Origin of the sequence: Planctobacterium marinum (genome assembly GCF_036322805.1) — a bacterium.
Taxonomy (GTDB): Bacteria; Pseudomonadota; Gammaproteobacteria; order Enterobacterales; family Alteromonadaceae; genus Planctobacterium; species Planctobacterium marinum_A.
This window is the reverse complement of the sequence record NZ_AP027272.1, coordinates 1,680,803-1,703,142: the sequence shown is the minus strand read 5'-3', so window position 1 is coordinate 1,703,142 and position 22,340 is coordinate 1,680,803. Positions and strand designations below refer to the sequence as shown.

Here is a 22,340-nt window from a genome sequence, read left to right as displayed (position 1 = left end):
CCGGTTTAACATTGCTTATAACTTGAAGGGCGGCTATTTTATGGGAAGGTATGCTTTGCACAAAATTGTGTTAAATTTTCAGGAATAAGGGTTCAGAGCGGAAATTGCTGGTTTTTGTTAGTAATTTTCCACCAAAGGTATCATCTTCAATGCGTTTATTTTTCTTAGTTTCAGCTATTTTGCTCCTTTCTGGTTGTGGCGACATGTTTTTTGGTGAGAAAACCATATCGCAAATCTGCCGTGACTACCCGCAAATGTGTAATGACCTCAATTCCGATGCCCACTGCCGTCAGGAAAAGGCAGAAATTATTCGCACTCGCTATGCCAACCTACAGCAACCCTCCGATCAACTTAAGTACAAGCTGCTACTCCAGTTTGAAGATTATAAAGTGTGTGTCAGCAAGGCTGCGCAAATCGAGCACATAAAACAAAAAGAAAAGAAAAGCGATAGAATGAAAGGCGTGATCACCGCGCGTCGGCAGTTAGCCCAATTGGCAAGAGACACTGAAGAGTCAAAAGATCCCTACCTGCTACATTACCATTGGTCTAGATTTGGCCGCGAAGAGTCTCTGGTGGACTTTCTAGGGCTCGAAGCGACGGGTGCGCTGGAGAAACCCGACTTACAAGTAAAATTAGCCGAGTACTATGTAAAACGAGATCTGGACCGCACCGTAAATTTACTGTACCACGCCCTGGAACTATACGAATCTGGCGACACGGTTGACCCGGAAATTTTCTATAGTTTATCTACGATTTTCCTCAAACAAGAACGCTTCCCTCGTGCTTATGTATGGGCTTACATAGCGAAAAGATATGACGTTACAGAGCTGGATTTAGCTCAAATTGAAGCACTGGTAAGACAAGTTGGTAAAAACCCTGGCAAGCTTGAAGACATTGCTGATGACTATATCAGCGACATTCGTTCCGGGAAGTTTGTTGCGCCAGAGCACAAACCATTCGTTTATTAAGGTTTCGTTAGTGACAGCAAATGGAAGAATGATATTGAAAGAGAATTACAAAAATAATTTTTCTTCTAAATTATAACTTGAATGTATATATATCTGTACAGGGTGTAAATATCAGGAATCTTCGGGCTTAAAAGACAGCGAAATCGAATTCAAACAATACCTTTTACCTGTTGGCGCAGGACCGTCCGGAAAAACGTGTCCTAAGTGAGCATCACAATGGTTACAGACAATCTCAATGCGCTGCATTCCGTGACTTAAGTCTTCGTGATAGCCGACATTGCCCTCTTTGGCCTCTTCATAGAATGAAGGCCAACCGCATCCAGCATCAAACTTATGATCTGACAGAAACAACAAATTCCCACAACACTTGCAAAGGTACTCACCTTTATCGTTAACACTCAAAAGTTCCCCCGTAAAAGGTCTCTCTGTACCTTTTTCACGGCAAACCCGGTACTCCTCGGGAGTAAGCTTTTCTCGCCATTGTTGTTCTGTCAGTTTCATAATTATAACAACCTAACGCTTAATTTTTATTTGGGGCTGTCCGGGCATACTCCATTCTGTATGAAACTTCTTACCGGGTACACTGTCGACGCGCTCATAGGTATGAGCACCAAAATAATCTCTTTGACCTTGCAATAAGTTGGCAGGCAACGTCTCACGTCGATATGAATCAAAATAATTTAAAGCAGAAGACATGGCTGCACAAGGGATGCCCATCAAGGTTGCCTCTGCGATGGTTTTACGCCAGCTACCTTGCAGGTTGGTCAATTGCTCGGCAAAAAACGGGTCTAGCAACAGGTTTGCTAGTTCATCATCACGTTCGTAAGCATTAGTAATAGACTGCAAAAAGACCGCGCGAATAATGCAACCCGCTCGCCAAATTTTAGCTATCTCAGCAAAATCCAATTTCCAACCGTGCTCTTTAGCAGCCATTGCCATTAGTTGGAATCCCTGCGCATAAGAACAAATTTTGGAGCAATACAGGGCATCTCTCAATGCATCAATGGCTTCCTGCTTGTCCGATTCTGCGACAGTCACAGTCTGTGGTCCGGAAAGAATTTTTGCAGCGGCCACACGCTCGCTTTTAAGGCTTGAAAGGCTTCTGGCAAATACCGCTTGAGCGATGGTTTGTGTAGGTGCTCCGACTTGTAATGCGCTTACTGCCGTCCAAAGGCCTGTGCCCTTTTGCCCGGCCTTGTCCATGATCAAATCCACCAGTGGTTTTTGAGTGTCATCATCTACTTTTGAGAGTACTTCTGCGCTGATCTCAATAAGATAACTATTGAGTATGCCGCCATTCCACTGACGAAAGATATCTGCAATCTCGGCGGTACTCATCCCAAGTCCGGTACGCATTAGGTCATAGGCTTCGCAAATCAACTGCATATCGGCATATTCGATGCCGTTGTGTACCATTTTCACATAGTGGCCTGCGCCAATAGGACCGATATAGGTAGCACAGGACTCGCCACCTTTGACCGGCTTGCCTGGCACATTGGATTCGATAGGTTTGCCTGTGTCTGGATCAACTTTCGCGGCAATTGCGGTAAATACGGGCTCTATTCGAGTCCAGGCGTAAGGATCCCCTGACGGCATCAAAGACGGACCAAACCGCGCGCCCACTTCACCACCGGAAACTGCGGTAGAGAAAAAGATGAATTTACCTTTGTATTTTTGCTCTCTGGCAACTGAATCTGTCCACAAACTGTTGCCCGTATCAATGACGATATCATCTGCTTCAATGCCGGCATCAATTAAATGATGGCAAACATGATCAACCGGCTCACCAGCGGGCACTGACAAAATAATAAGATGAGGAGCGGTCAGCTTTTGTAATAACTCTGTGTAGGAATAACAACCTACTATGCGGGATTCGCCATCCGGGTTTTCTTGCTTATCGGTAGCGATAAGGTCGTCTATTTTGCTACTGTCTAAATCAAAACAAGCGATTTTAAAACCGTGATCAGCGAGATTCAGTGTCAGGTTTTTCCCCATGACACCCAAGCCAATAAACCCAATATTACAAAGCGAATCAGACATATTCTGAACATTCCTAATAATTAGATGCACCCGATGATGAACGTGTTCTTAAAGAGGTGCTATTGAAAGTGGCGGTGTATGGCGTTGCATTATAACTCTTACTGGCTGCATTTGCAGCCAGAGGTTGTCATAAAGTACTGTAAAGTTTCAGTGGCAGGCAAGTGACACTGCCGGTTGGAGCTATTTTCTTCGCTTACGGAAAACACTGATACTCTTATCAGACTGCAAAAACTGACCAGTAACCGAAATTTCCGGCATATCCTTAAGTTTACTGTAGCGCGTATCTAGTTGTAGTCGCCAGCCGGTATTTGTGGGAATTTCTGGCAGACAATAGCTGACATCATGATCACTGGCATTGAACAACAATAACCAATGTTCATCTGACTGATCGCCCCCCAACAACTCGACAGCAAAAGCCTGATTGTCGGCATCGTGCCAATCATCTTCCACTTTGCGTCGGCCATCAGGTCGATACCAACCGACACTGATCACATTATGGCGATTGCTATAGCTATCGTCTTCCAGATTGAGGTTGCGCAATAACACACTATTTGAACGCAATGCCACCACGTGTTGACAAAAAGCCAGGAAATCTTTTTTACGCTCGTTTAATTTCCAGTTATACCAGCTTATATCATTGTCCTGACAATAAGCGTTGTTATTGCCCTGCTGTGTGCGACTCAGTTCATCACCACCTAGCAAGTGCGGAATGCCCTGGGACAACAGTAGTGTCGCAAACATATTGCGCTTTTGTCGTTCTCGCAGCTCCACAACAGCTGGTTTTCGGGTTTCCCCCTCTACGCCATAATTTTCAGAGACATTATGGCCGTGACCATCGCGATTTTGTTCTCCGTTCGCTTCATTGTGTTTTTCGCGATAAGTCACTAAATCGTGCAACGTAAAGCCATCGTGGTAGGAGACAAAGTTCACCGAAGAGTGAATTGAGCGATGGCCCTTTTTGAAGATATCGCGAGAGCCCAATAATCGCGTAGCGAATTCACTGGTTAAGCCTTTATCACCGCGCCAGAACGCTCTGACATTGTCGCGATATTTGTCATTACACTCTTGCCAGTTACTGGGGAAGTGACCAAGCCTGTAGCCACCGTGTCCAATATCCCACGGCTCAGCAATCAGTTTAACATGCTGTAACACAGGGTCCTGGCGTAATGCCCGGAAAAAACCTGATGAGGCAGAAAATTCATGGGGATCTCGTCCCAGACTTGCCGCTAAATCAAAACGGAAGCCATCAACCCCCATTTCAGCCACCCAATAACGCAAGGAGTCCATGACCAAACGCATCGCATAAGGGTGAGAAACATCGACACTATTACCGCATCCTGAATTATTGCTGTATTGACTAAAATCTACGGCCCCGTGTTCGTTAATATCAAACAGATAAAAGGCTGAATTATCGATGCCTTTAAAGGACAGCGTTGGCCCTCCATCACCGCTTTCGGCGGTATGGTTGTAGACCACATCCAGGATGACTTCGATGCCCGCCTGATGGAGGGTTTTAACCATGGTTTTAAATTCTGAGACAGGATCGTCAATGGCATATCTTGCATCCGGTGCAAAATAGTTAATGGTGTTGTAGCCCCAATAGTTTGTGAGCCCTTTTTCTGTGATAAAAGGTTCGGGCATTGAGGTCATAACCGGCAAAAACTGCACGGCTGTTATTCCGAGTTCTTTCAGATGCTTTATCACAGGGCGACTACATGCGCCCAGATAAGTGCCTCGCAGATCTTTTGGTACACCAGGATGCAGCTGAGTCAAACCTTTCACGTGAGTTTCATATAAAACTACGTCTGCCAGTTGATGACCGGGTTTAGCATCTCCTTGCCAATCAAAATCATCCTCGATAACCACGCACTTTGGCATCATGGCCTGACTGTCGCCCTGATACTGTTGTTTATTCCAGAACAAAGGGCGGTTCAATCGTCTGGCATAGGGGTCTATCAGCAATTTGTCAGGGTTGAAGCACAAACCTAACTTGGGCTGCTCTTCACCATAAAGTCGGAAACCGTAAAGCTGACCCGCTTTAATGCCCGGTAAAAAACCATGCCATACCTTGCCGGATTTTTTAGGCAGTGCAATTTCGGCTACCTGAACTTCATGATTATCAAATAAACACAAGTGCACCGCCTGCGCTTCTGGAGCGTGCAAGGCAAAGTTACAACCACCGGCTTTAAGTGTCGCCCCCATGGGCAGAGGACACCCCTCTTCAACTCGCCATTCAATTGCCGACATCAGGAGGATTTAAACCTGATATACAAGGTTGCCAGTGGCGGTAATGACAAGGACACTGAAAATTCTCTGTCGTTGTGTGGTTGCGCATCGGCTTTGACCTTTTTGACACAGTCAAAACCGCTACCCCAGTAGTTTTCATCATCAGACGATAACAGTAGTTCGTAATCCCCTGCGTCCAACACTCCCAGCCTGAAATGCTCTCTGGGAATAGGCGTGAAATTACTCACGACATAGACTTTTTCTTTGCCTTCTTTTGACTTTCTGACGAAAGATAAAATGCTCTGTTCAGAATTGTGATGGTCTATCCATTCAAAGCCTTCATGATGACAATCTTGCTCGTGTAAGGCAGGTTCGTCTTTGTAGAGGTGATTTAGATCCCGATACAGGCTCTGAATACCTTTGTGCTTATCGTAATCGAGCAAGTGCCAATTAATGGAAGAGTCGTGATTCCATTCAGCAGATTGAGCGATTTCGTTGCCCATAAAATTAAGCTTTTTGCCAGGGTGCGCATACATAAACGCAGCATATAGACGCAGATTAGCAGCCTGTTGCCATTCATCACCAGGCATTTTTCTCAATAACGAGCCTTTGCCATGCACTACCTCATCATGAGAAATGGGTAAGACAAAGTTTTCATCGAAGGCGTAAACCATACTGAAAGTGATTTCATTGTGATGGTAGCGACGATAGGCAGGGTCTTTCGCAATATAATGCAAGGTGTCGTGCATCCAGCCCATGTTCCACTTAAAACCAAAGCCTAAACCACCGTCATAGATAGGTCGTGATACTTTGGGGAAGGAAGTAGACTCTTCAGCAATTGTGATGGCATGAGGATGCTTTTGATACACCTCACGGTTCATCCATTGCAACAAGCTGATGGCTTCATAATTTTTATTGCCACCATCCACATTCGGTATCCACTCACCATCATTTCTCGAATAATCGAGATACAACATGGACGCCACCGCATCAACGCGTAAGCCATCGATATGAAACTTATCTACCCAGTACAAGGCATTTGCCACCAGGAATTGCCTCACCGTATCCTTACCAAAATCATAGATGCAAGAATTCCAATCCGGATGCCAACCTTTGCGTGGATCTTCGTATTCGTATACATGGGTACCATCAAATCTGGCAAGGCCATGACCGTCTTCCGGAAAGTGCGCAGGCACCCAATCTATAATAATGGCGATATCATTTTGGTGACATTGATCCACGAAATACTTAAAGTCATCCGGATCGCCAAAGCGACTGGTGGGTGCGAACATACCAACGGGTTGATACCCCCACGAACCATCAAACGGATGCTCATGCACAGGCAACACTTCCAAATGGGTATAACCCATCTCTTTGACATAAGGGATCAGCTTTTCTGAAAGCTCCTTGTAAGATAGATAAGTCAGCTGGCCATTTTCATCGGTGTTCTTGCGCCAGGATCCTAAATGCACTTCATAAACACTCATGGGCTTTTCGTATACATTGCCCATGTCGCGCTTCATCCAGGCATCATCTTGCCATTGATAGGCATCGTGATCATACACAACCGATGCATGAGAAGGATATTGTTCAGCCTGAAAACCAACGGGATCGGCTTTATGTGGCAAGTCATTGCCATGACTGTCTTTCACCTGGAATTTATACTTAACACCGGCATCAACACCCGGTACAAACAAGACCCAGTAGCCCATGCTGGTGCGTTGCATCGGGTGTGATGAGCCATTCCACCAGTTGAAATCCCCTACCAAGGCTACGGATGAGGCGTTAGGCGCATAAACGGCAAATCGAGTACCTGAGACCGGTTTATCCAGCCCCACATCCAGTTCAATAACTTGTGCACCTAACTGGTTATAAACGTTCTCAGGTTGATGATCAACGAAGTGCACTGCGTGGTAAGCTTGTTCCTGAAACTGGTATGGATCTATTTGCGAATAGTCCCCTTCAGCAGTTGTAATTTCCAGCGAGTAAACCAATAGTTCAGCACTTTCTAACTCAGCTTTGAATAACCCCTTGGTACCTTCCGCTTTCATTTTACCTAAGGATTTTCCAGTGCGCAGGTCAGTAATACTGACGGCATTAGCACCAGGCTTCCAAACGGTTAAAGTTTGCCCTTTCTCTTCTTCCTTTAAACCGAGAACCTCAAAAGGAGAACCGCAGTTGGCTATTTCAAGTTTTTGTACTGATTGCATTCATCTACCCGCTTTGCTCATTGTGGATATTTAGCGGCGGTTACTCCGCCTGCATCTCAATCGTTGTTGGATGCTTTTTTCCTGGTTTCTGTTAACCCTAAGGCTAGACTATTTAATACCGGATCAGAAAATATCTGCTCAAGATTTCTGGTTAATTTCCGTTTCCAATTTGGATATTCTTTAAAGGTGCCAGGAATATTCACTGGCTTGTCCATCTCTAACCAATCTTCTAATTGCAAGCTCAATAGAGCACTGCTGCCTTTAGCCATGTGGTATTGCATGCCGTGGTTAAGCTCTTTCACCATGGCTACCTGCTCTACATGACGGCCCATCCAATCGGGAATAGAGAAATGACCGTGCAACGTATTTAATATTTGCTGTTTGTTTTCGTGACGGCTGCTATACAACTCCTGTAAAACCTCATCGCTAGGGTACAAACCCAGCTCTTTACCCTTTTCCAGATCCAGACAATGCCAGAATCCAGTCAGGGTGGGCATATCATGAGTTGTTAGGGTAGACATAGACTGTACCGGGTAATGATGCGGTGAGTAGAAACCACCGTCTTTTGCCTGTTCGAAGAAAAACACACGGTAAGAGTGCACACCGTTCTCCGCCAATTTAATGCGGATTTCATCGGGCACTGTGCCCAAATCTTCACCAATCACCAGGTTTTCATTGCGGCAACTTTCAAGCGCGAGAATGCCCAATAAATCATCAACCGGATAATACACATATCCACCCGCTTTAGCATTTTCACCTTTAGGCACCCACCACAAGCGCAATAGCGCCATAACGTGGTCGATGCGCAACGCACCAGCAGACTTCATGTTAGAACTAAACAAATCGATTATTGGCTGATACTTTTGTTGGTATAGCGTTTCAGGATCCATTGGTGGTAAGCCCCAATTTTGTCCTAAAGGCCCAAGTACATCAGGCGGAGCTCCGACGCTTGCATCAGTTACGTAAAGGTCGCGGTTGCCCCAGATTTCAGCACTGCCCTCACTTACCCCAACAGCCAAGTCACGGTAAATTCCAATACTCATTCCAGCCTGTACAGCTGTAGATTGCGCCGCATCTAATTGAAGTGCCGCTTGCCATTGTAAAAACATGTAAAATTTGACGTTTTTGTTGTTGGCTTTTTTAAACTTCTCTACGCCAGGCTTGTGGAACTCACTCAATTCAGAGGGAAATACTGGCCAGCCCCAAGATGCCTTGCCTTCATTAGCCAGTTTTTCCTGGATGGCATCGTAAGTAGCGAGCATTGCAAGGCTTTCTCCACCCTCTTCAATAAAGGCTTTGAACACTTTATTGAGCTTGGTGTTTTTACTTAACGACTTTTGCCACTGAACTTCAAAAATGGCTTTAAGCACTTTGAGTTTCAGCTGCACTACAGCTTCATAATCCACATAATCAATGTTGCGCACATGCTGTAGGGCTGATTGGAATTCAGGCGCGTTAACAATTTCCTGTACCGATGGGTCCTGATACCCATCCAGCTTGCTAACGTCAATGTAGATAAAGTTCAACCAGCGACGAGATGACGGGCCATACGGACTGCAGGCCTCAGGATCAGCAGGATACAAAGCATGGATTGGATTCAAACCAACGAACTGAGCACCTTGGCGACCGCTTTGTTTAATTAAATAGGTTAAGTCAGAGAAGTCCCCGACGCCCCAGTTAGTTTCACTGCGCACACAATAAAGCTGAACACTCAAGCCCCAGACTTTTTCATTATTGGCAATATTTTGTGGTTTAAAACACGCTTTGGGGGCGATGATTTGACGCATATCAGCAATCTTATCGCCATCATCACCTAACAACTGCACATCGTGATAACCCAAAGGTAACTGGTGTTTTACGTCGATAATGTATTCCTGAAACTCTACGTCATCGATGTGCACAACATTAATTAATTCACCATCAGCTGGGATTATTGCTTGTTCAAGCTCGGAGCCATCTTCCAATGTGAATTTCAGCGTGTAGTCATCGTTAACCAATTCAATAGGCAAGCGCAGCGCGATAACCAACGGCTCACCGATGCGGTTTACCTGCACGGGATTCAAGGGTTGCATCCAGTTATTGGCGACAAAATCCTTTAACTCAGATTGCAGCGCTTGCTCGTCACTCACTGAGTACCCCATGGTCTCAAGTAATTTTGCCTTACTGGCATCACTGACGATGGCAGGTTTCCCCCAAGCATCCACATAATTGGTTTCGATTCCGCGAATTTCGACTAATTTTTCAAGCACTGATGAGCTCATGCTGGTCTAGCTTCCTATTTTGAAGTGACAGATGAATGATGTGTTCATCAAATCTTATAAAGGCAGCCATCCTCTTATCCAGACACCTGCACGCAAAACACATCAAATCTTAGTTCATTAAAGATTTACATTTTAGCAACATCTCATTGGGTTCCGAAATAGTCCCGATAGCCGATGCAAACGTATTCAAAGCAGGTTTTTTGCTTTACCGACAACCCTGTTTTGTCATTTAACTGTACTAAAATAAATGAAACGTGAGTATTTTGCACCCAAGAAATTCGTAATTAAACAACATTTAATGAAATTATTTTGCTATATTGTCGGTATTACGACATAATTTCTGTAATTTATTTTCATTTTAGACAGGATCGCGAGGAAAACTGATGGCAATTAACATAGGTATTAATGGTTTTGGCCGAATCGGACGATTTGTATTCAGAGCGGCATGTGAAAGAGACGATATCGAAGTAGTGGGTATCAACGACCTGCTAGACGCCGAGTATATGGCATATATGTTGAAATATGATTCAACACATGGCCGCTTTAAAGGTTCAGTTGAAGTAGTAGAAGGCAACCTTGTTGTCAATGGCAAAACTGTCAGGGTGACAGCAGAGCGCGATCCGGCCAACCTTGCTTGGGGTGATGTCGCTGCCGATGTCGTGGTTGAGTCTACAGGCTTGTTCTTAACAGATGAAACAGCACGTGCACACATCAAAGCAGGTGCTAAAAAAGTGGTTCTGTCAGCCCCTTCTAAAGATGCCACCCCCATGTTCGTTATGGGCGTTAACCACAACGAGTACGCCGGTCAAGATATTGTATCCAATGCTTCATGCACAACTAACTGTTTGGCACCTCTTGCAAAAGTTATCAATGACAAATTCGGTATTGTTGATGGCCTGATGACTACAGTTCACGCTGCAACTGCAACGCAAAAAACCGTTGACGGCCCTTCCATGAAAGACTGGCGCGGTGGTCGTGGTGCTTATCAAAATATCATTCCTTCATCAACGGGTGCCGCTAAAGCGGTTGGCAAAGTTATTCCGGCGCTTAATGGTAAGCTGACAGGTATGGCATTCCGCGTGCCAACTGCCGATGTTTCTGTGGTTGATTTAACGGTTAACCTGGCAAAAGCCGCCAGCTACGATGAAATTTGTGCTGCCGTAAAAGAAGCTTCTGAAGGTGAGCTGGCTGGTATCTTGGGTTACACTGAAGATGCCGTCGTTTCTCAAGACTTCGTTGGTGATGTTCGTACATCAATTTTTGATGCCAAAGCCGGCATTGCACTAACAGATACCTTTGTTAAGTTAGTTTCCTGGTACGATAATGAAATCGGCTATTCTAACAAGGTGTTAGACTTGGCAGCTCATATCGCGAAATAAGAAGACTTCGCTGAATATCAGCAACAAAAGATTGAAAAGGCGACGATGGTCGCCTTTTTTATTCATTCGTAGATAGTTTAAAGTTAACAGGTTATGCAAAACACATCCAAACACTGTCAAATCACTAATCAGTCAAACAATGTTATTGTAAGTATTGATAATCCATGGGCCACTGCGTCCATATCGCTATTTGGCGCCCATGTATATTCATTTATTCCTAAACAGGATGCACGTGAGCGCCTCTGGATGAGCCCCATGGCAAGCCTCGAAGGCGACACTGCAATTCGTGGGGGCACTCCCATATGTTGGCCGTGGTTTTCCAACCAGTTTCCAGAAGGCCAAACAGGTTTACCGGCGCATGGTTATGCCAGAAGTTCGCTGTGGAGCCTGGACCAGATTTCAGATAACCAAAATAATGAAACTGAACTGCTGTTTAAATTGGAGAGCAATGGCTTGCCGGGGTTTCCTTACAAGGCGAAACTGTCATTTAAGGTGATCATTGGACAACACCTGACTATGTCACTGACAACCAGCAATATTGATAACAAATCCTTCAAGATTACCGCAGCGTTGCACACCTATTTTAAAATCGAGAATCTGGATAACACCCAATTAACCGGTATTTCCGGTACATACCGAGATAAGACACGCAATTTTGATAACTTTGAAGCGCCGGCTGTTTATGTGTTTGAGGGGGAAACCGATAGGATCCATGAAACCCGGGCTAGTGATGTGACGATTGTAGAACCCGACGCTGAGACCTTTATTAAAACTGACGGTCACGACAGTTTGGTAGTGTGGAATCCCGGTGCGAAGCTCGTTACCTCGATAGCAAACATTCCAAATGCCGAGTTCAAACAATTTGTTTGCGTAGAAGCGGCAATCACTACCCCTTTGACCATTGCCCCCGGCAACAGCCACACCCTTACTCAGTTGGTTTTTTGACCAACTGAGGCAACAGTCCCCCTCTTACTCAGTTGTTTTTTTAACCAACTGAGGCAATTTCTGCCTCTTTGCCACTCCAATCTCTTGAAAAATACGGCAATCCTTCACCGTCAAAAAATTGAAAAACCAAATTCACATTTGCTCAGAGGGTAATTTTTACAACCACCAAAGACTCATACTACTAAAGTCTAAATCTAAAATTTTATTGTTAATATTCAACAGCTTAAAACACACACCCTACTCGAAACAAAAACTCTCAAAAGCAAATTCACATTTTGGCATAGCACATGCTTAGTAAATCTCGAACGCTTTATAACCTGCCAAACTTATCGCGAGATAAGGACGGAAATCCACGGGTCTCTCAGTTTTCAGGAGAACGAGCAAGAGACAGCCGGGCTGCAATAACAACCTTTTGGGGAATACAACAATGAAAAAATTCATCAAAACCGTTGCTTTACTTTCAGTGACTGCAGCTATTCACACAAACGCTACCGCAGCGATTTCGGTTGATGACACCAATGAAACATCATTTGAGATCAGCGGCACTATCCTGCCAGAGTGTAAGGTTAACAACACGACTGTTTCAGGCGCCACTTCTTTGAACCTGGCATCAACTGAAGCACAAAATGTTGCTTCCGTTGAAATCTGGTGTAACACCGGACAAAGCACAGCTAACACCACTTATGAATCACTTAATGGTGGTGTATTAAAGAACGACACTCACACAGGTGAAGATATCGCCTATTTACTAGATATTTCTGATACGCAAACCGGCGTTGACCTGTCCACTGCTCAGACGATTACCCAAGGCGCAGGCTCAGACACGGAAGGTCTTTCAATCGCTCGTACCGTATCTATCAGACCTCAGGTAACTGGCTTTGAATACGAAGGTAGCTACTCAGATACTATCAGTATCACGGTTTCTTACGAATAAGTTTTAATGACAAAGATTTTAACCGATCTTTGTCATTTCATCAGCGACTATAGTGCAACCTGTGGTTGTTGATGAAATGACCAGAAAACAAAGAGGAAAAAGCAAGACAGAAGAAAAGTTGGAAAAATTATAAATTAGTGGCTTGAGAACCCAGATTTTTGCCGATATAGTCTTTGAGTGTGAAGGTTTTAGGTGATTACCCATATGTTAATTCACCTGTCAGCATCTGTGTGGAGCATTGCTCCGACACGGACATAATTCAGAGATAAACAGTATGAAATATGCAAGTGGAAGCGCATTAGTTGCCATTGTTACCATTGCCGCCCTGCAAGCGAACGCCAAAATATCACTAGAAGACACAGCTCAAACGTCTTTTGATATTGGCGGAGAAATCGCTGCGGAGTGCAAGGTATCCAATGCAACATCTGATAATGCAACCTCACTTGATCTGAGCAACGCCTCGGCGCAAACTGCCGGAACATTGTCAGTATGGTGCAATACCGGACAAAACGTTGCCGACACCACCTACTCATCAGCAAATAACGGTTTTTTAATCGACGAGTCAGGCAACCAGATAGCGTACAACATTAATGTTGGCGATCAGGCAAACAGTTTGTCTCTCAGCTCACCGCAAACAGTACAGCAAGCTAATGGCACTGGTACTGGCGGAGACAGCGAAGCTACCGATGTCGCAATTATTCCACAGGTGAACGGCTTTGAAAGCAGTGGCTCATACAGCGACACTATTTCGGTAACCGTTACCTACAATTAGAGTTAGTCACTCTCTTTTATACTTTTCTACCTCTCTTAACTTTTCCCTGTTTGTTTTTCAACTGCTTAGCCAGTATCGATAAATCAACTGAGGGAAACAGTTAACGCTAAAAATTTGGATTCATTAATTATCAGGTCACTACAATTTGCCTGATTACGCGCTTTTCTGAGTGTCAGGTTTCTGACTGCCAATTTTATGACGGCGGTTAAACTGTTCGCTCTGCGTCAAAAAATTGCGCAGGAAAAAGCGTCATATTTTTGATACCCGCCATGAACTGCGTCTTGTTTACCGTTGGATTTATGGCTAAAAGCCGGATTAATGAAAAATTATTTATTTTTTTGAAGAAAAAAAAATAAATCTCATGCAATTGATTTTTATAGAGTTTTTAAACTTATCGAATTTATTTTCGAGAAAAACCCCTGCCTGATATAAAAGTTGGCACCGCATCTGCATTAGTTAAATCAAACGGGGAACACCCCACATAATTTAAAGAATGCTTGAGAGGCCAATACCATGAACACATTTAACAAATCCATTATCGCAATCGCTGCTTTTACCGCTTTCACTGCAAATGCAACGATTTCTGTTTCGGACACAGATCAAACTTCATTCGACATTGGTGGTGAGATTTTGCCTGAGTGTAAGGTTTCAAACTATTCACCAGAGCGCTCTACTTCGTTGGACTTATCTTCAACTGAAGCGCAAACAACAGCATCTATTTCTCTTTGGTGTAATACCGGACAAGGCACTGCCAGAACCACCTATGAGTCAGTTAACGGCGGTTACATGGTAAGTGAAGAAGGCAAGAAGATTGCCTATGCCATCGACATTGCTGGTACAGCGAACGACCTGCAATTAACCAGTGCACAAACCATTAACCAAATTGCGGGGAACGGTGTAGAGGGCGCAGAAGCGACGCGTGCAGTATCTGTAAAACCTTTGGTAACGGGTTTTGAATATGCAGGTACTTACACCGACACCATCGAAGTAACCGTGTCTTACGAATAATCAACGAATTATAAAAAATCTAACTATTTAAAAAACTTTTTGGGGAATTAACATGAAAACTTTAATCAAAACTATCGCTATCATCACAACTGCTGCTGCTTTAAACGCCAACGCTTCTATCTCTGTAGAAGATACCAACGAGACTTCATTTGATATTGGTGGCGAAATTCTGCCAGAGTGTAAGGTTAACAGCACGGCAAGCAACGGCGCAACCGGGCTGGACTTAGCTTCCACTACTGCGCAAGATGTGGCTAGTGTTGAAATCTGGTGTAACACCGGACAAAGCACCGCTAACACCACCTACTCATCTGCCAATGGCGGTGTACTGAAAAACGATACTCACAGCGGAAAAGACATTGCTTACTTGCTGGATATTGCTGACACATCAACAGGTTTGAGTCTGACCAGTGACCAGGAAGTTAGCCAGAGTGCCGGCAGCGACGTTGAAGGTGCATCTGTAGCGAAAACTGTTTCCATCAGACCACAAGTTAATGGCTTTGAGTACGAAGGCTCTTATTCAGATACCATCACTATCACAGTGTCTTACAACTAAGATTGCAAAAGTTGAAATAACAACTTGTACTGAACTTCTGATGAAAAGTCGGCACCCTTGCCGACTTTGGTTTACGAGATAAAGAAGCGCCAGTTAATCTCAAATTGATACAAATTGGAGCCTGATGCTGCAGGCTCAATGCCTACAGAAGTCTTATCTTTTTACATTGATTTTACCCCAGAGATAACTACGGGCACGCAATATGCTTTGTAATAAATGACGAAATAGTATTCGTCAAAAATATTACAGGGTAACCGAGGGAAGCTAAATATTCTCAGGAAAGCAAAAAACAATTGCCAGGCCGAGGATTCGTTAGTTTCTGGAGTTTGTTCGAATTGATACAGCTATTGCTCTAAAGGAGACACGATTAACGCGAATTACAACAAGAATGTGAAGCCTGATTGCAATGATTAAAGAAAGTCATTTGTATCGCAAATAGTTTTAAAAAAAACAAGTACTCCATCAATCTTACAAAGTTATAAGTGATGTTGTATGAAAAAGAGTACCTGTACTAGAAAAGACATTGCTTAATTGCTAAGGCTCTAGATATGAACTTCCATTTTCCGACCTACGCGACACATCTAATTGTGTTTAAGAAGCCGGAACATGACAGTTTGATTTAAATTTTATATTCCAGGCTTTCGAATGCGAGTCAGCCAAATACTTCGAAGGCAGGATTGTAGTTCTATCTACATCAATCGATGTTAGCTGGATAACTTGAGGCAACACTAATAGACGAAATTTTATAGCCGCAAGGCCGAAATGCCTGAAAAGATTAAATGTTCAACGCACTCTTAAGGAGTGTCAGGTTTCTGACTGCCAATTTTATGACGGCGGTTAAACTGTTCGCTCTGCGTCAAAAAATTGCGCAGGAAAAAGCGTCATATTTTTGATACCCGCCATGAACTGCGTCTTGTTTACCGTTGGATTTATGGCTAAAAGCCGGATTAATGAAAAATTATTTATTTTTTTGAAGAAAAAAATAAATCTCATGCAATTGATTTTTATAGAGTTTTTAAACTTATCGAATTTATTTTCGAGAAAAACCCCTGCCTGATATAAAAGTTGGCACCACATCTGCATTAGTTAAATCAAACGGGGAACACCCCACATAATTTAAAGAATGCTTGAGAGGCCAATACCATGAACACATTTAACAAATCCATTATCGCAATCGCTGCTTTTACCGCTTTCACTGCAAATGCAACGATTTCTGTTTCGGACACAGATCAAACTTCATTCGACATTGGTGGTGAGATTTTGCCTGAGTGTAAGGTTTCAAACTATTCACCAGAGCGCTCTACTTCGTTGGACTTATCTTCAACTGAAGCGCAAACAACAGCATCTATTTCTCTTTGGTGTAATACCGGACAAGGCACTGCCAGAACCACCTATGAGTCAGTTAACGGCGGTTACATGGTAAGTGAAGAAGGCAAGAAGATTGCCTATGCCATCGACATTGCTGGTACAGCGAACGACCTGCAATTAACCAGTGCACAAACCATCAACCAAATTGCGGGGAACGGTGTAGAGGGCGCAGAAGCGACGCGTGCAGTATCTGTAAAACCTTTGGTAACGGGTTTTGAATATGCAGGTACTTACACCGACACCATCGAAGTAACCGTGTCTTACGAATAATCAACGAATTATAAAAAATCTAACTATTTAAAAAACTTTTTGGGGAATTAACATGAAAACTTTAATCAAAACTATCGCTATCATCACAACTGCTGCTGCTTTAAACGCCAACGCTTCTATCTCTGTAGAAGATACCAACGAGACTTCATTTGATATTGGTGGCGAAATTCTGCCAGAGTGTAAGGTTAACAGCACGGCAAGCAACGGCGCAACCGGGCTGGACTTAGCTTCCACTACTGCGCAAGATGTGGCTAGTGTTGAAATCTGGTGTAACACCGGACAAAGCACCGCTAACACCACCTACTCATCTGCCAATGGCGGTGTACTGAAAAACGATACTCACAGCGGAAAAGACATTGCTTACTTGCTGGATATTGCTGACACATCAACAGGTTTGAGTCTGACCAGTGACCAGGAAGTTAGCCAGAGTGCCGGCAGCGACGTTGAAGGTGCATCTGTAGCGAAAACTGTTTCCATCAGACCGCAAGTTAATGGCTTTGAGTACGAAGGCTCTTATTCAGATACCATCACTATCACAGTGTCTTACAACTAAGGTAGCAGATGACTCAAAACCCATTTTGAGTTATAAATGTGCACTAGAATTTAGCGATAAGTCGGCATCCTGCCGACTTTTGCTTTTTACTAATTGGTATCAGATAAAAATAACAAATCCAAGGTGCGCTCATGTTTCATTTTCGCCATGTTAAATGGTTTAGCCTTTTTACTGTTTTACTCTGCTCTAATCAGAGCTTCGCCTATCAGGTGCAACCCATGGTGGCAGAGTTGTATACCACCGGAAATCGCTCTGCCGTAACCTATCGAGTTATCAACCCCAGCGATACTCCGGTTCCCATCGAAGTTGTGGTATATAAACGCAGCTTTGATGAAAACCAGAAAGAAATTCTCACCGAAGCAGAAGATGATTTTATCGTTTTACCACCGCAGGTGGACGTGCCCGCCAATGGTTATCAGGTTTTCAGGGCCCAATTCTTGGGAGATAGTGAATTCGACAAAACTCAGTCTTACCGCATCGTGTTTAAGCAATTGCCCATCGAACAGCAAGGGCAAGCCTCGCAAGTGAATATGATTTTTAATTTCGCCACTTTGGTATTTGTCTCTCAACCAGAAAGCCAGGGTAATTTAACTCAAACACTGGATTGCCCTGATGCTGAAAATTGCACTCTCAATATTGTTAATGACGGGAATGCCGTTGTTAACTTAGTGCAAAGTGCTATCCACTTCGACGGTGAACAACAAGGCGACTGGCAGTGGTTACAAAACAATATGCCAGTCACATTTTTGATGCCAGAGCACAAACTCAGTATCAATATAAAAACATTACTCTCTGAAGGTACATTGCCCAAACAGGTAGAACTGGTTACTGCCAATAATGCGAACTAGCGCATTTTTATTCCTTTTTGTTTTTACTCTAAAAGCTCATGCCGCGTTTTACAGCATGAGCTTGCCAGTTCAATGGCAAGAACGCAAAATCGGGGAAGTGAGTTTTGTACTGGAAAATTTCAGCCTACACAGTGTTGAAGGAGACGCGCTCGCCCTGCCCTTATCCGGATTACTGAATGATGAACTACTGCGCTTTTTAAATCAGAGTCCTTCGGAAATACTCATCTCTACTCTTGCGGAACGAGGCCTTTCACTGACGCTTAATACCAAAGATCTGGTGGTGCAACTAGAGCTTGCTCCCGAGGCCATGGCCGTGGATCAACTCACTTATGGCAATCGCGATTATCTGGCCAAGCCCAGTGACGCGGCTAAGTGGTCGATACTTAATGACTTCAACCTGCGTATCGATAAATCGAATATTGACGAAGATCGGCTGGCGTTAGACTGGGTGGCGCAAAGTAATTACGGTGGCCATGATGGTTATAACTTAAACTGGTCAGTTTTTTATGAGAAAGAAGATGATGATCAGGAAGTGTATCGCGGTGACATAACGCTGTTTAAAGATAATTTCAGTAAACCCAGACGCTTTGAAATAGGCGATTTATCCAGCTTTAACAAAGGCCATTTACCGGCAGTAAATGCCGGAGGTATAGGTATATCAACGCCTTATCAGCAATTACAACCGCTAAAACGCATCAGCCCTACCAATTCCCAAGAATTTTATATGCGCCTTGCAGGTGAAGTTCAAGTAGTGGTGAATGGCAATATTGTTGCTAAAGTCAGACTCAATCCGGGGCGTTATGATTTGAACGATCTTCCACTTAGCACCGGTCAGAACGATGTGGAGGTGATCGCCATTTACGTCAATGGAGAAAGAGAATCTTTTACTTTTAATACTTTTTTCAACTCTCAATTGCTGGAAGAGGGGCTGACTATTTGGGCGTTTAATATAGGTTATCCCAGTCAATTCAGAGACTTTCGTTATGACTATCTGGACCCGCTGGTGATGACGGGTTTTTATGAAACCGGGATCACCAACACCCTATCCGCTGGTGTCAATGCCCTGTATGTGGATGGTGATTTTCTGGTAGGCACTTCTGCAACAGCAGGAACGGCTTGGGGTAACTTCACGCTGCGCATGACCACAAGTGAATACCAGAGCACACCGGGCTCATCTATTTCAATAGATACAGAACATACCGTACTCGGTAGTTCAGACTTTGGCGTGCCTAACTTGCGTCTAAGTTACCAAAGCCGGAAAGACTTTGTGCAATCTCCCTGGCTTGAAAACCCTACGACAGGAAATGATGAGTCCTGGTCCGTCAACTATAGCTGGTTCATTACCGACAAAATCGACTTTAATCTTAACGCCAGGCGCACCAGAAATAGTAATGACGTGACTTCCGAAAACATTTCAGCTCAGCTAAATTGGCGCTACAAAAGTATGCGTGTCAGTGTGCAATACCAACGACAAAAGAATGACAGTCTGGTGACCGACGACGAAGACAGTCTCTTTATAAACTTCAACTGGTCAGCCTTTGACAACCAATCTCTGACCCGAAAAAGAGTTGATTATCGAAGCCAAAACAACAATCTCAGGGCCAGTTATGCCAAAATAAACAGGAATTATCAGGATGATTGGGGTTACAGTATTGAAGCCAATAAAACCGATGAACTCGAAGCCGTCACGTTAAGCAGTAGCTATACCCACAATCGCTTCAGAGCCGATATGACAGCCCGCACGCAACAACGAGAAGGCCTCAGTCGCAGCAACGACTATAGACTCAACCTATCCAGCTCCGTTGCTATTGCTGACGGTAAAATAGGTATAGGTAGCAATGTGCAAACGCCGTTTGCCATCATCGACGTTCACCCTACCCTGAAAAAAGCGGAAGTCCAAATCAATCCATCCCCCACCGGACAAAGTCTCGGTAGTGCCAATACCGAACTGGCGGGATTGGTGAATCTCGGCTCTGGTTTTACCGAAAACATTGTCAATATCAATGCACTGAATGTACCGTTAGGTTACGACTGGGGACCAGGCACCTACAATATTGTGGGCGGAACAAATACTGGCCACGTGCTCACAATTGGCTCGGATCTTTCATATACTGCGTTAGGTTACGTCAAAGATGCAGAAAACAATCCAGTTTCGCTGCAACGAGGTACGATCACCGGAGAAGGGATATCTGCAACGCTGTTTACCAACCGCAAAGGTCGCTTTGTTGTGGAAGGTGTGGGTGTTGGTAAATACGAAATTAAATTTGGTGAGGCCACGGCCACCATAGAAATAAAAGCGTCGGAAATCAGTCTGGTGAGGCTGGGAATAGTGAAGCTGTATAAGTCTGCAACAACTGGAACGCAATGAAAACTAAAGCAACTGTAATCACTACAATTAAACAACTGGCGATACTGGCAAGCTTGGCCCTTTGCAGTGGGGTAAGCAGTTTTAGCAGCTATGGGAACTCCTACTACTACGACTTTTGCCCTACCGAATTCACTGTCAATACCGATACGTTGGCCTGGCAAGCTAATCGCAATAACTTACAAACCATCCCTATTCAGGTGAATTTTTCAAAACGGACGGATACTTGCGTAACTCACATATTGTTCTACACCGACAATAATACCAGTTTGGTTCTGAGTAATGGCACAGATGACATTGAAACCGATTTAGTAGACAGGCAACGTAACTTCTACGCCCAATACTCCATTGACGGCCGCATTGCGTGGGCGGTACCAATCTATCGCAAGAAACGCTTGAAAGTATGGGCACAATTGCGTACTACGGAAGCGCAGATTGCCGGTAACTATACGGGTATCACTAGTGTTGTCGCTTCCTATTATGGCTACCATATTTCGCCGGAAGTTTGGACCAGCGTGAATGCCGAAGTACCGTCAATTCTTGATGTAAGCGTACCCACCAGCGGAGCGGTTTCAGGCTCTGGAAGTTATTACTATGTTGAATTAGGCACGTTATACAATGGCTCCAGTGCAAACTGGCAAATTAACATTTATTCAAATGTGCATTACAACGTGAATGTGGCATCAGAGAATCGCGGTTTAAAACACGAATCCAGTAATGCTCTGATCCCTTACACTGTAGAAATGGATGGTACGGTCTTCGATGCGGCAAGCGGTTATTCCAAAGGCTACACAAACTATAACCCGCTCTCCACCAGCTCCATTCCCTTTAAAGTGAACGTAACAGACGTCGACTTTAAACCCGCAGGACGCTACATTGATAATTTAATCGTCACTGTAAGCGCCCGTTAGCCGTGCTTTGAAACAGAAACAAAAAAACCAGCTACAAAGCTGGTTTTTGTAAAGTTGATAAAGCGATATCTAGGCTTTATTAAGGGTATTCGCGCCTGCTACCGCCTCTTCGGCAAGTTCAGTAATACGCTGCCAATTACCTGCCGCCATCGCATCTTCTGGTGCTAACCAGGAACCGCCAACACACTTGATATTGGACAGTGACAAATAATCCAGATAGTTGTTTTGGCTGATGCCTCCAGTCGGACAAAAAGTCACATCTGGGAACGGACCACTGATGGATTTAATCGCTTTAATTCCGCCCGATGCTTCAGCCGGGAAAAACTTAAAGTGGTCATAACCGTGATCCAGGCCAGTCATCAACTCAGAGATAGAGGCAATACCGGGTATCAAGGCAATAGAGCCCTCTTTCCCTGCTTTTAATAAATCTGGAGTTAGTCCGGGACTAATAGCAAATTGCGCACCCGCATCAGTAACCGCTTTTAATTGCTCAGCATTGGTTACCGTACCCGCTCCGATAACGGCTTCAGGCACCTCTTTGGCAATTTTTGCAATAACATCGATGGCAACAGGTGTGCGTAAAGTTACTTCCAACACCTTGATACCACCGGCGATCAACGCTTTAGCTAATGGCACGGCATAGTCCAAATCTTTAATCACTAAAACAGGAACTACCGGCCCTTGGGCGAATACATCCGCTGAACTGCGGAGCCAATTATTACTCATAAT

The 22,340-nt window shown here is 44.1% G+C and carries 18 protein-coding genes and 1 riboswitch; of the genes, 12 read left to right on the top strand and 6 right to left on the bottom strand.

Annotation, left to right across the window (positions count from 1 at the left end; all coding sequences use genetic code 11):
* Positions 1-149 precede the first annotated feature (149 nt).
* Positions 150-968, top strand: a complete 819-nt coding sequence (locus AABA75_RS07565; RefSeq protein WP_338291990.1) for a DUF2989 domain-containing protein — start codon at positions 150-152, stop codon at positions 966-968.
* Positions 969-1,079: 111 nt separating this feature from the next.
* On the opposite strand, the gene msrB is transcribed toward AABA75_RS07565, so the two are convergent.
* The 5 genes from msrB to malQ all read right to left on the bottom strand — a co-directional run bounded on the left by msrB (position 1,080) and on the right by malQ (position 9,705).
* Complete coding sequence (msrB, locus tag AABA75_RS07560) at positions 1,080-1,469, bottom strand: peptide-methionine (R)-S-oxide reductase MsrB (RefSeq protein WP_338291989.1); 390 nt, start codon at positions 1,467-1,469, stop codon at positions 1,080-1,082.
* A gap of 12 nt (positions 1,470-1,481) precedes the next feature.
* Entirely contained in the window at positions 1,482-3,008 is a 1,527-nt protein-coding gene (gene gndA, locus AABA75_RS07555) for an NADP-dependent phosphogluconate dehydrogenase (RefSeq protein WP_338291988.1), read from the bottom strand.
* Positions 3,009-3,188: 180 nt separating this feature from the next.
* A complete protein-coding gene (gene glgX / locus AABA75_RS07550) occupies positions 3,189-5,255 on the bottom strand; it encodes a glycogen debranching protein GlgX (RefSeq protein ID WP_338291987.1) in 2,067 nt (688 codons plus the stop codon).
* On the bottom strand, positions 5,255-7,444 hold the full coding sequence (gene glgB, locus AABA75_RS07545; RefSeq protein WP_338291986.1) for a 1,4-alpha-glucan branching protein GlgB: 2,190 nt from the start codon (positions 7,442-7,444) through the stop codon (positions 5,255-5,257). The genes glgX and glgB overlap by 1 nt, the downstream gene beginning before the upstream one ends.
* Positions 7,445-7,500: 56 nt before the next feature.
* On the bottom strand, positions 7,501-9,705 hold the full coding sequence (gene malQ, locus AABA75_RS07540; RefSeq protein WP_338291984.1) for a 4-alpha-glucanotransferase: 2,205 nt from the start codon (positions 9,703-9,705) through the stop codon (positions 7,501-7,503).
* Positions 9,706-10,088: 383 nt separating this feature from the next.
* On the opposite strand from malQ, the gene gap reads away from it, so the two are divergent.
* From gap to AABA75_RS07485, 11 genes are all read left to right on the top strand, one after another.
* Positions 10,089-11,084 carry a type I glyceraldehyde-3-phosphate dehydrogenase gene (gap, locus tag AABA75_RS07535; protein ID WP_338291983.1) on the top strand — a complete coding sequence of 332 codons (996 nt, stop codon included), beginning with the start codon at positions 10,089-10,091 and terminating at the stop codon, positions 11,082-11,084.
* A 93-nt stretch (positions 11,085-11,177) separates the two neighbouring features.
* Positions 11,178-12,029 carry a D-hexose-6-phosphate mutarotase gene (locus AABA75_RS07530; RefSeq protein WP_338291982.1) on the top strand — a complete coding sequence of 284 codons (852 nt, stop codon included), beginning with the start codon at positions 11,178-11,180 and terminating at the stop codon, positions 12,027-12,029.
* A gap of 309 nt (positions 12,030-12,338) precedes the next feature.
* A riboswitch (cyclic di-GMP riboswitch) is annotated at positions 12,339-12,433 on the top strand.
* A 23-nt stretch (positions 12,434-12,456) separates the two neighbouring features.
* Entirely contained in the window at positions 12,457-12,963 is a 507-nt protein-coding gene (locus AABA75_RS07525; protein WP_338291981.1) for a hypothetical protein, read from the top strand.
* A gap of 274 nt (positions 12,964-13,237) precedes the next feature.
* Positions 13,238-13,735, top strand: coding sequence for a spore coat protein U domain-containing protein (locus AABA75_RS07520; RefSeq protein WP_338291979.1), 498 nt, complete (start codon positions 13,238-13,240; stop codon positions 13,733-13,735).
* A 513-nt stretch (positions 13,736-14,248) separates the two neighbouring features.
* A complete protein-coding gene (locus AABA75_RS07515) occupies positions 14,249-14,743 on the top strand; it encodes a hypothetical protein (protein WP_338291977.1) in 495 nt (164 codons plus the stop codon).
* Between the two features lie 52 nt (positions 14,744-14,795).
* Positions 14,796-15,296, top strand: a complete 501-nt coding sequence (locus AABA75_RS07510; protein WP_338291976.1) for a hypothetical protein — start codon at positions 14,796-14,798, stop codon at positions 15,294-15,296.
* A gap of 1,143 nt (positions 15,297-16,439) precedes the next feature.
* A complete protein-coding gene (locus AABA75_RS07505; RefSeq protein ID WP_338291977.1) occupies positions 16,440-16,934 on the top strand; it encodes a hypothetical protein in 495 nt (164 codons plus the stop codon).
* A 52-nt stretch (positions 16,935-16,986) separates the two neighbouring features.
* The gene (locus AABA75_RS07500; protein WP_338291976.1) at positions 16,987-17,487 is read left to right on the top strand and encodes a hypothetical protein; all 501 of its coding nucleotides are present in this window, start codon (positions 16,987-16,989) and stop codon (positions 17,485-17,487) included.
* A 131-nt stretch (positions 17,488-17,618) separates the two neighbouring features.
* Positions 17,619-18,335 (top strand): fimbria/pilus periplasmic chaperone, encoded by a 717-nt coding sequence (locus tag AABA75_RS07495; protein WP_338291975.1) that lies wholly within the window; start codon positions 17,619-17,621, stop codon positions 18,333-18,335.
* A 55-nt stretch (positions 18,336-18,390) separates the two neighbouring features.
* On the top strand, positions 18,391-20,703 hold the full coding sequence (locus AABA75_RS07490) for a fimbria/pilus outer membrane usher protein (protein ID WP_338291974.1): 2,313 nt from the start codon (positions 18,391-18,393) through the stop codon (positions 20,701-20,703).
* Entirely contained in the window at positions 20,700-21,611 is a 912-nt protein-coding gene (locus AABA75_RS07485; RefSeq protein WP_338291973.1) for a hypothetical protein, read from the top strand. The genes AABA75_RS07490 and AABA75_RS07485 overlap by 4 nt, the downstream gene beginning before the upstream one ends.
* A gap of 69 nt (positions 21,612-21,680) precedes the next feature.
* On the opposite strand, the gene AABA75_RS07480 is transcribed toward AABA75_RS07485, so the two are convergent.
* Positions 21,681-22,337 (bottom strand): bifunctional 4-hydroxy-2-oxoglutarate aldolase/2-dehydro-3-deoxy-phosphogluconate aldolase, encoded by a 657-nt coding sequence (locus AABA75_RS07480; RefSeq protein WP_338291972.1) that lies wholly within the window; start codon positions 22,335-22,337, stop codon positions 21,681-21,683.
* Positions 22,338-22,340: the final 3 nt, after the last annotated feature.

Excerpts from the sequence above, each read along its gene's own strand:
- AABA75_RS07485 (WP_338291973.1), top strand. The coding sequence starts at position 20,700 with ATGAAAACTAAAGCAACTGTAATCACTACAATTAAACAACTGGCGATA.
- gndA (WP_338291988.1), bottom strand. The coding sequence starts at position 3,008 with ATGTCTGATTCGCTTTGTAATATTGGGTTTATTGGCTTGGGTGTCATG.
- AABA75_RS07525 (WP_338291981.1), top strand. The coding sequence starts at position 12,457 with ATGAAAAAATTCATCAAAACCGTTGCTTTACTTTCAGTGACTGCAGCT.
- AABA75_RS07495 (WP_338291975.1), top strand. The coding sequence starts at position 17,619 with ATGTTTCATTTTCGCCATGTTAAATGGTTTAGCCTTTTTACTGTTTTA.
- AABA75_RS07490 (WP_338291974.1), top strand. The coding sequence starts at position 18,391 with ATGAGCTTGCCAGTTCAATGGCAAGAACGCAAAATCGGGGAAGTGAGT.
- glgX (WP_338291987.1), bottom strand. The coding sequence starts at position 5,255 with ATGTCGGCAATTGAATGGCGAGTTGAAGAGGGGTGTCCTCTGCCCATG.
- AABA75_RS07480 (WP_338291972.1), bottom strand. The coding sequence starts at position 22,337 with ATGAGTAATAATTGGCTCCGCAGTTCAGCGGATGTATTCGCCCAAGGG.
- malQ (WP_338291984.1), bottom strand. The coding sequence starts at position 9,705 with ATGAGCTCATCAGTGCTTGAAAAATTAGTCGAAATTCGCGGAATCGAA.
- AABA75_RS07510 (WP_338291976.1), top strand. The coding sequence starts at position 14,796 with ATGAAAACTTTAATCAAAACTATCGCTATCATCACAACTGCTGCTGCT.
- AABA75_RS07565 (WP_338291990.1), top strand. The coding sequence starts at position 150 with ATGCGTTTATTTTTCTTAGTTTCAGCTATTTTGCTCCTTTCTGGTTGT.
- glgB (WP_338291986.1), bottom strand. The coding sequence starts at position 7,444 with ATGCAATCAGTACAAAAACTTGAAATAGCCAACTGCGGTTCTCCTTTT.
- AABA75_RS07530 (WP_338291982.1), top strand. The coding sequence starts at position 11,178 with ATGCAAAACACATCCAAACACTGTCAAATCACTAATCAGTCAAACAAT.
- AABA75_RS07505 (WP_338291977.1), top strand. The coding sequence starts at position 16,440 with ATGAACACATTTAACAAATCCATTATCGCAATCGCTGCTTTTACCGCT.
- AABA75_RS07515 (WP_338291977.1), top strand. The coding sequence starts at position 14,249 with ATGAACACATTTAACAAATCCATTATCGCAATCGCTGCTTTTACCGCT.
- msrB (WP_338291989.1), bottom strand. The coding sequence starts at position 1,469 with ATGAAACTGACAGAACAACAATGGCGAGAAAAGCTTACTCCCGAGGAG.
- AABA75_RS07500 (WP_338291976.1), top strand. The coding sequence starts at position 16,987 with ATGAAAACTTTAATCAAAACTATCGCTATCATCACAACTGCTGCTGCT.
- AABA75_RS07520 (WP_338291979.1), top strand. The coding sequence starts at position 13,238 with ATGAAATATGCAAGTGGAAGCGCATTAGTTGCCATTGTTACCATTGCC.
- gap (WP_338291983.1), top strand. The coding sequence starts at position 10,089 with ATGGCAATTAACATAGGTATTAATGGTTTTGGCCGAATCGGACGATTT.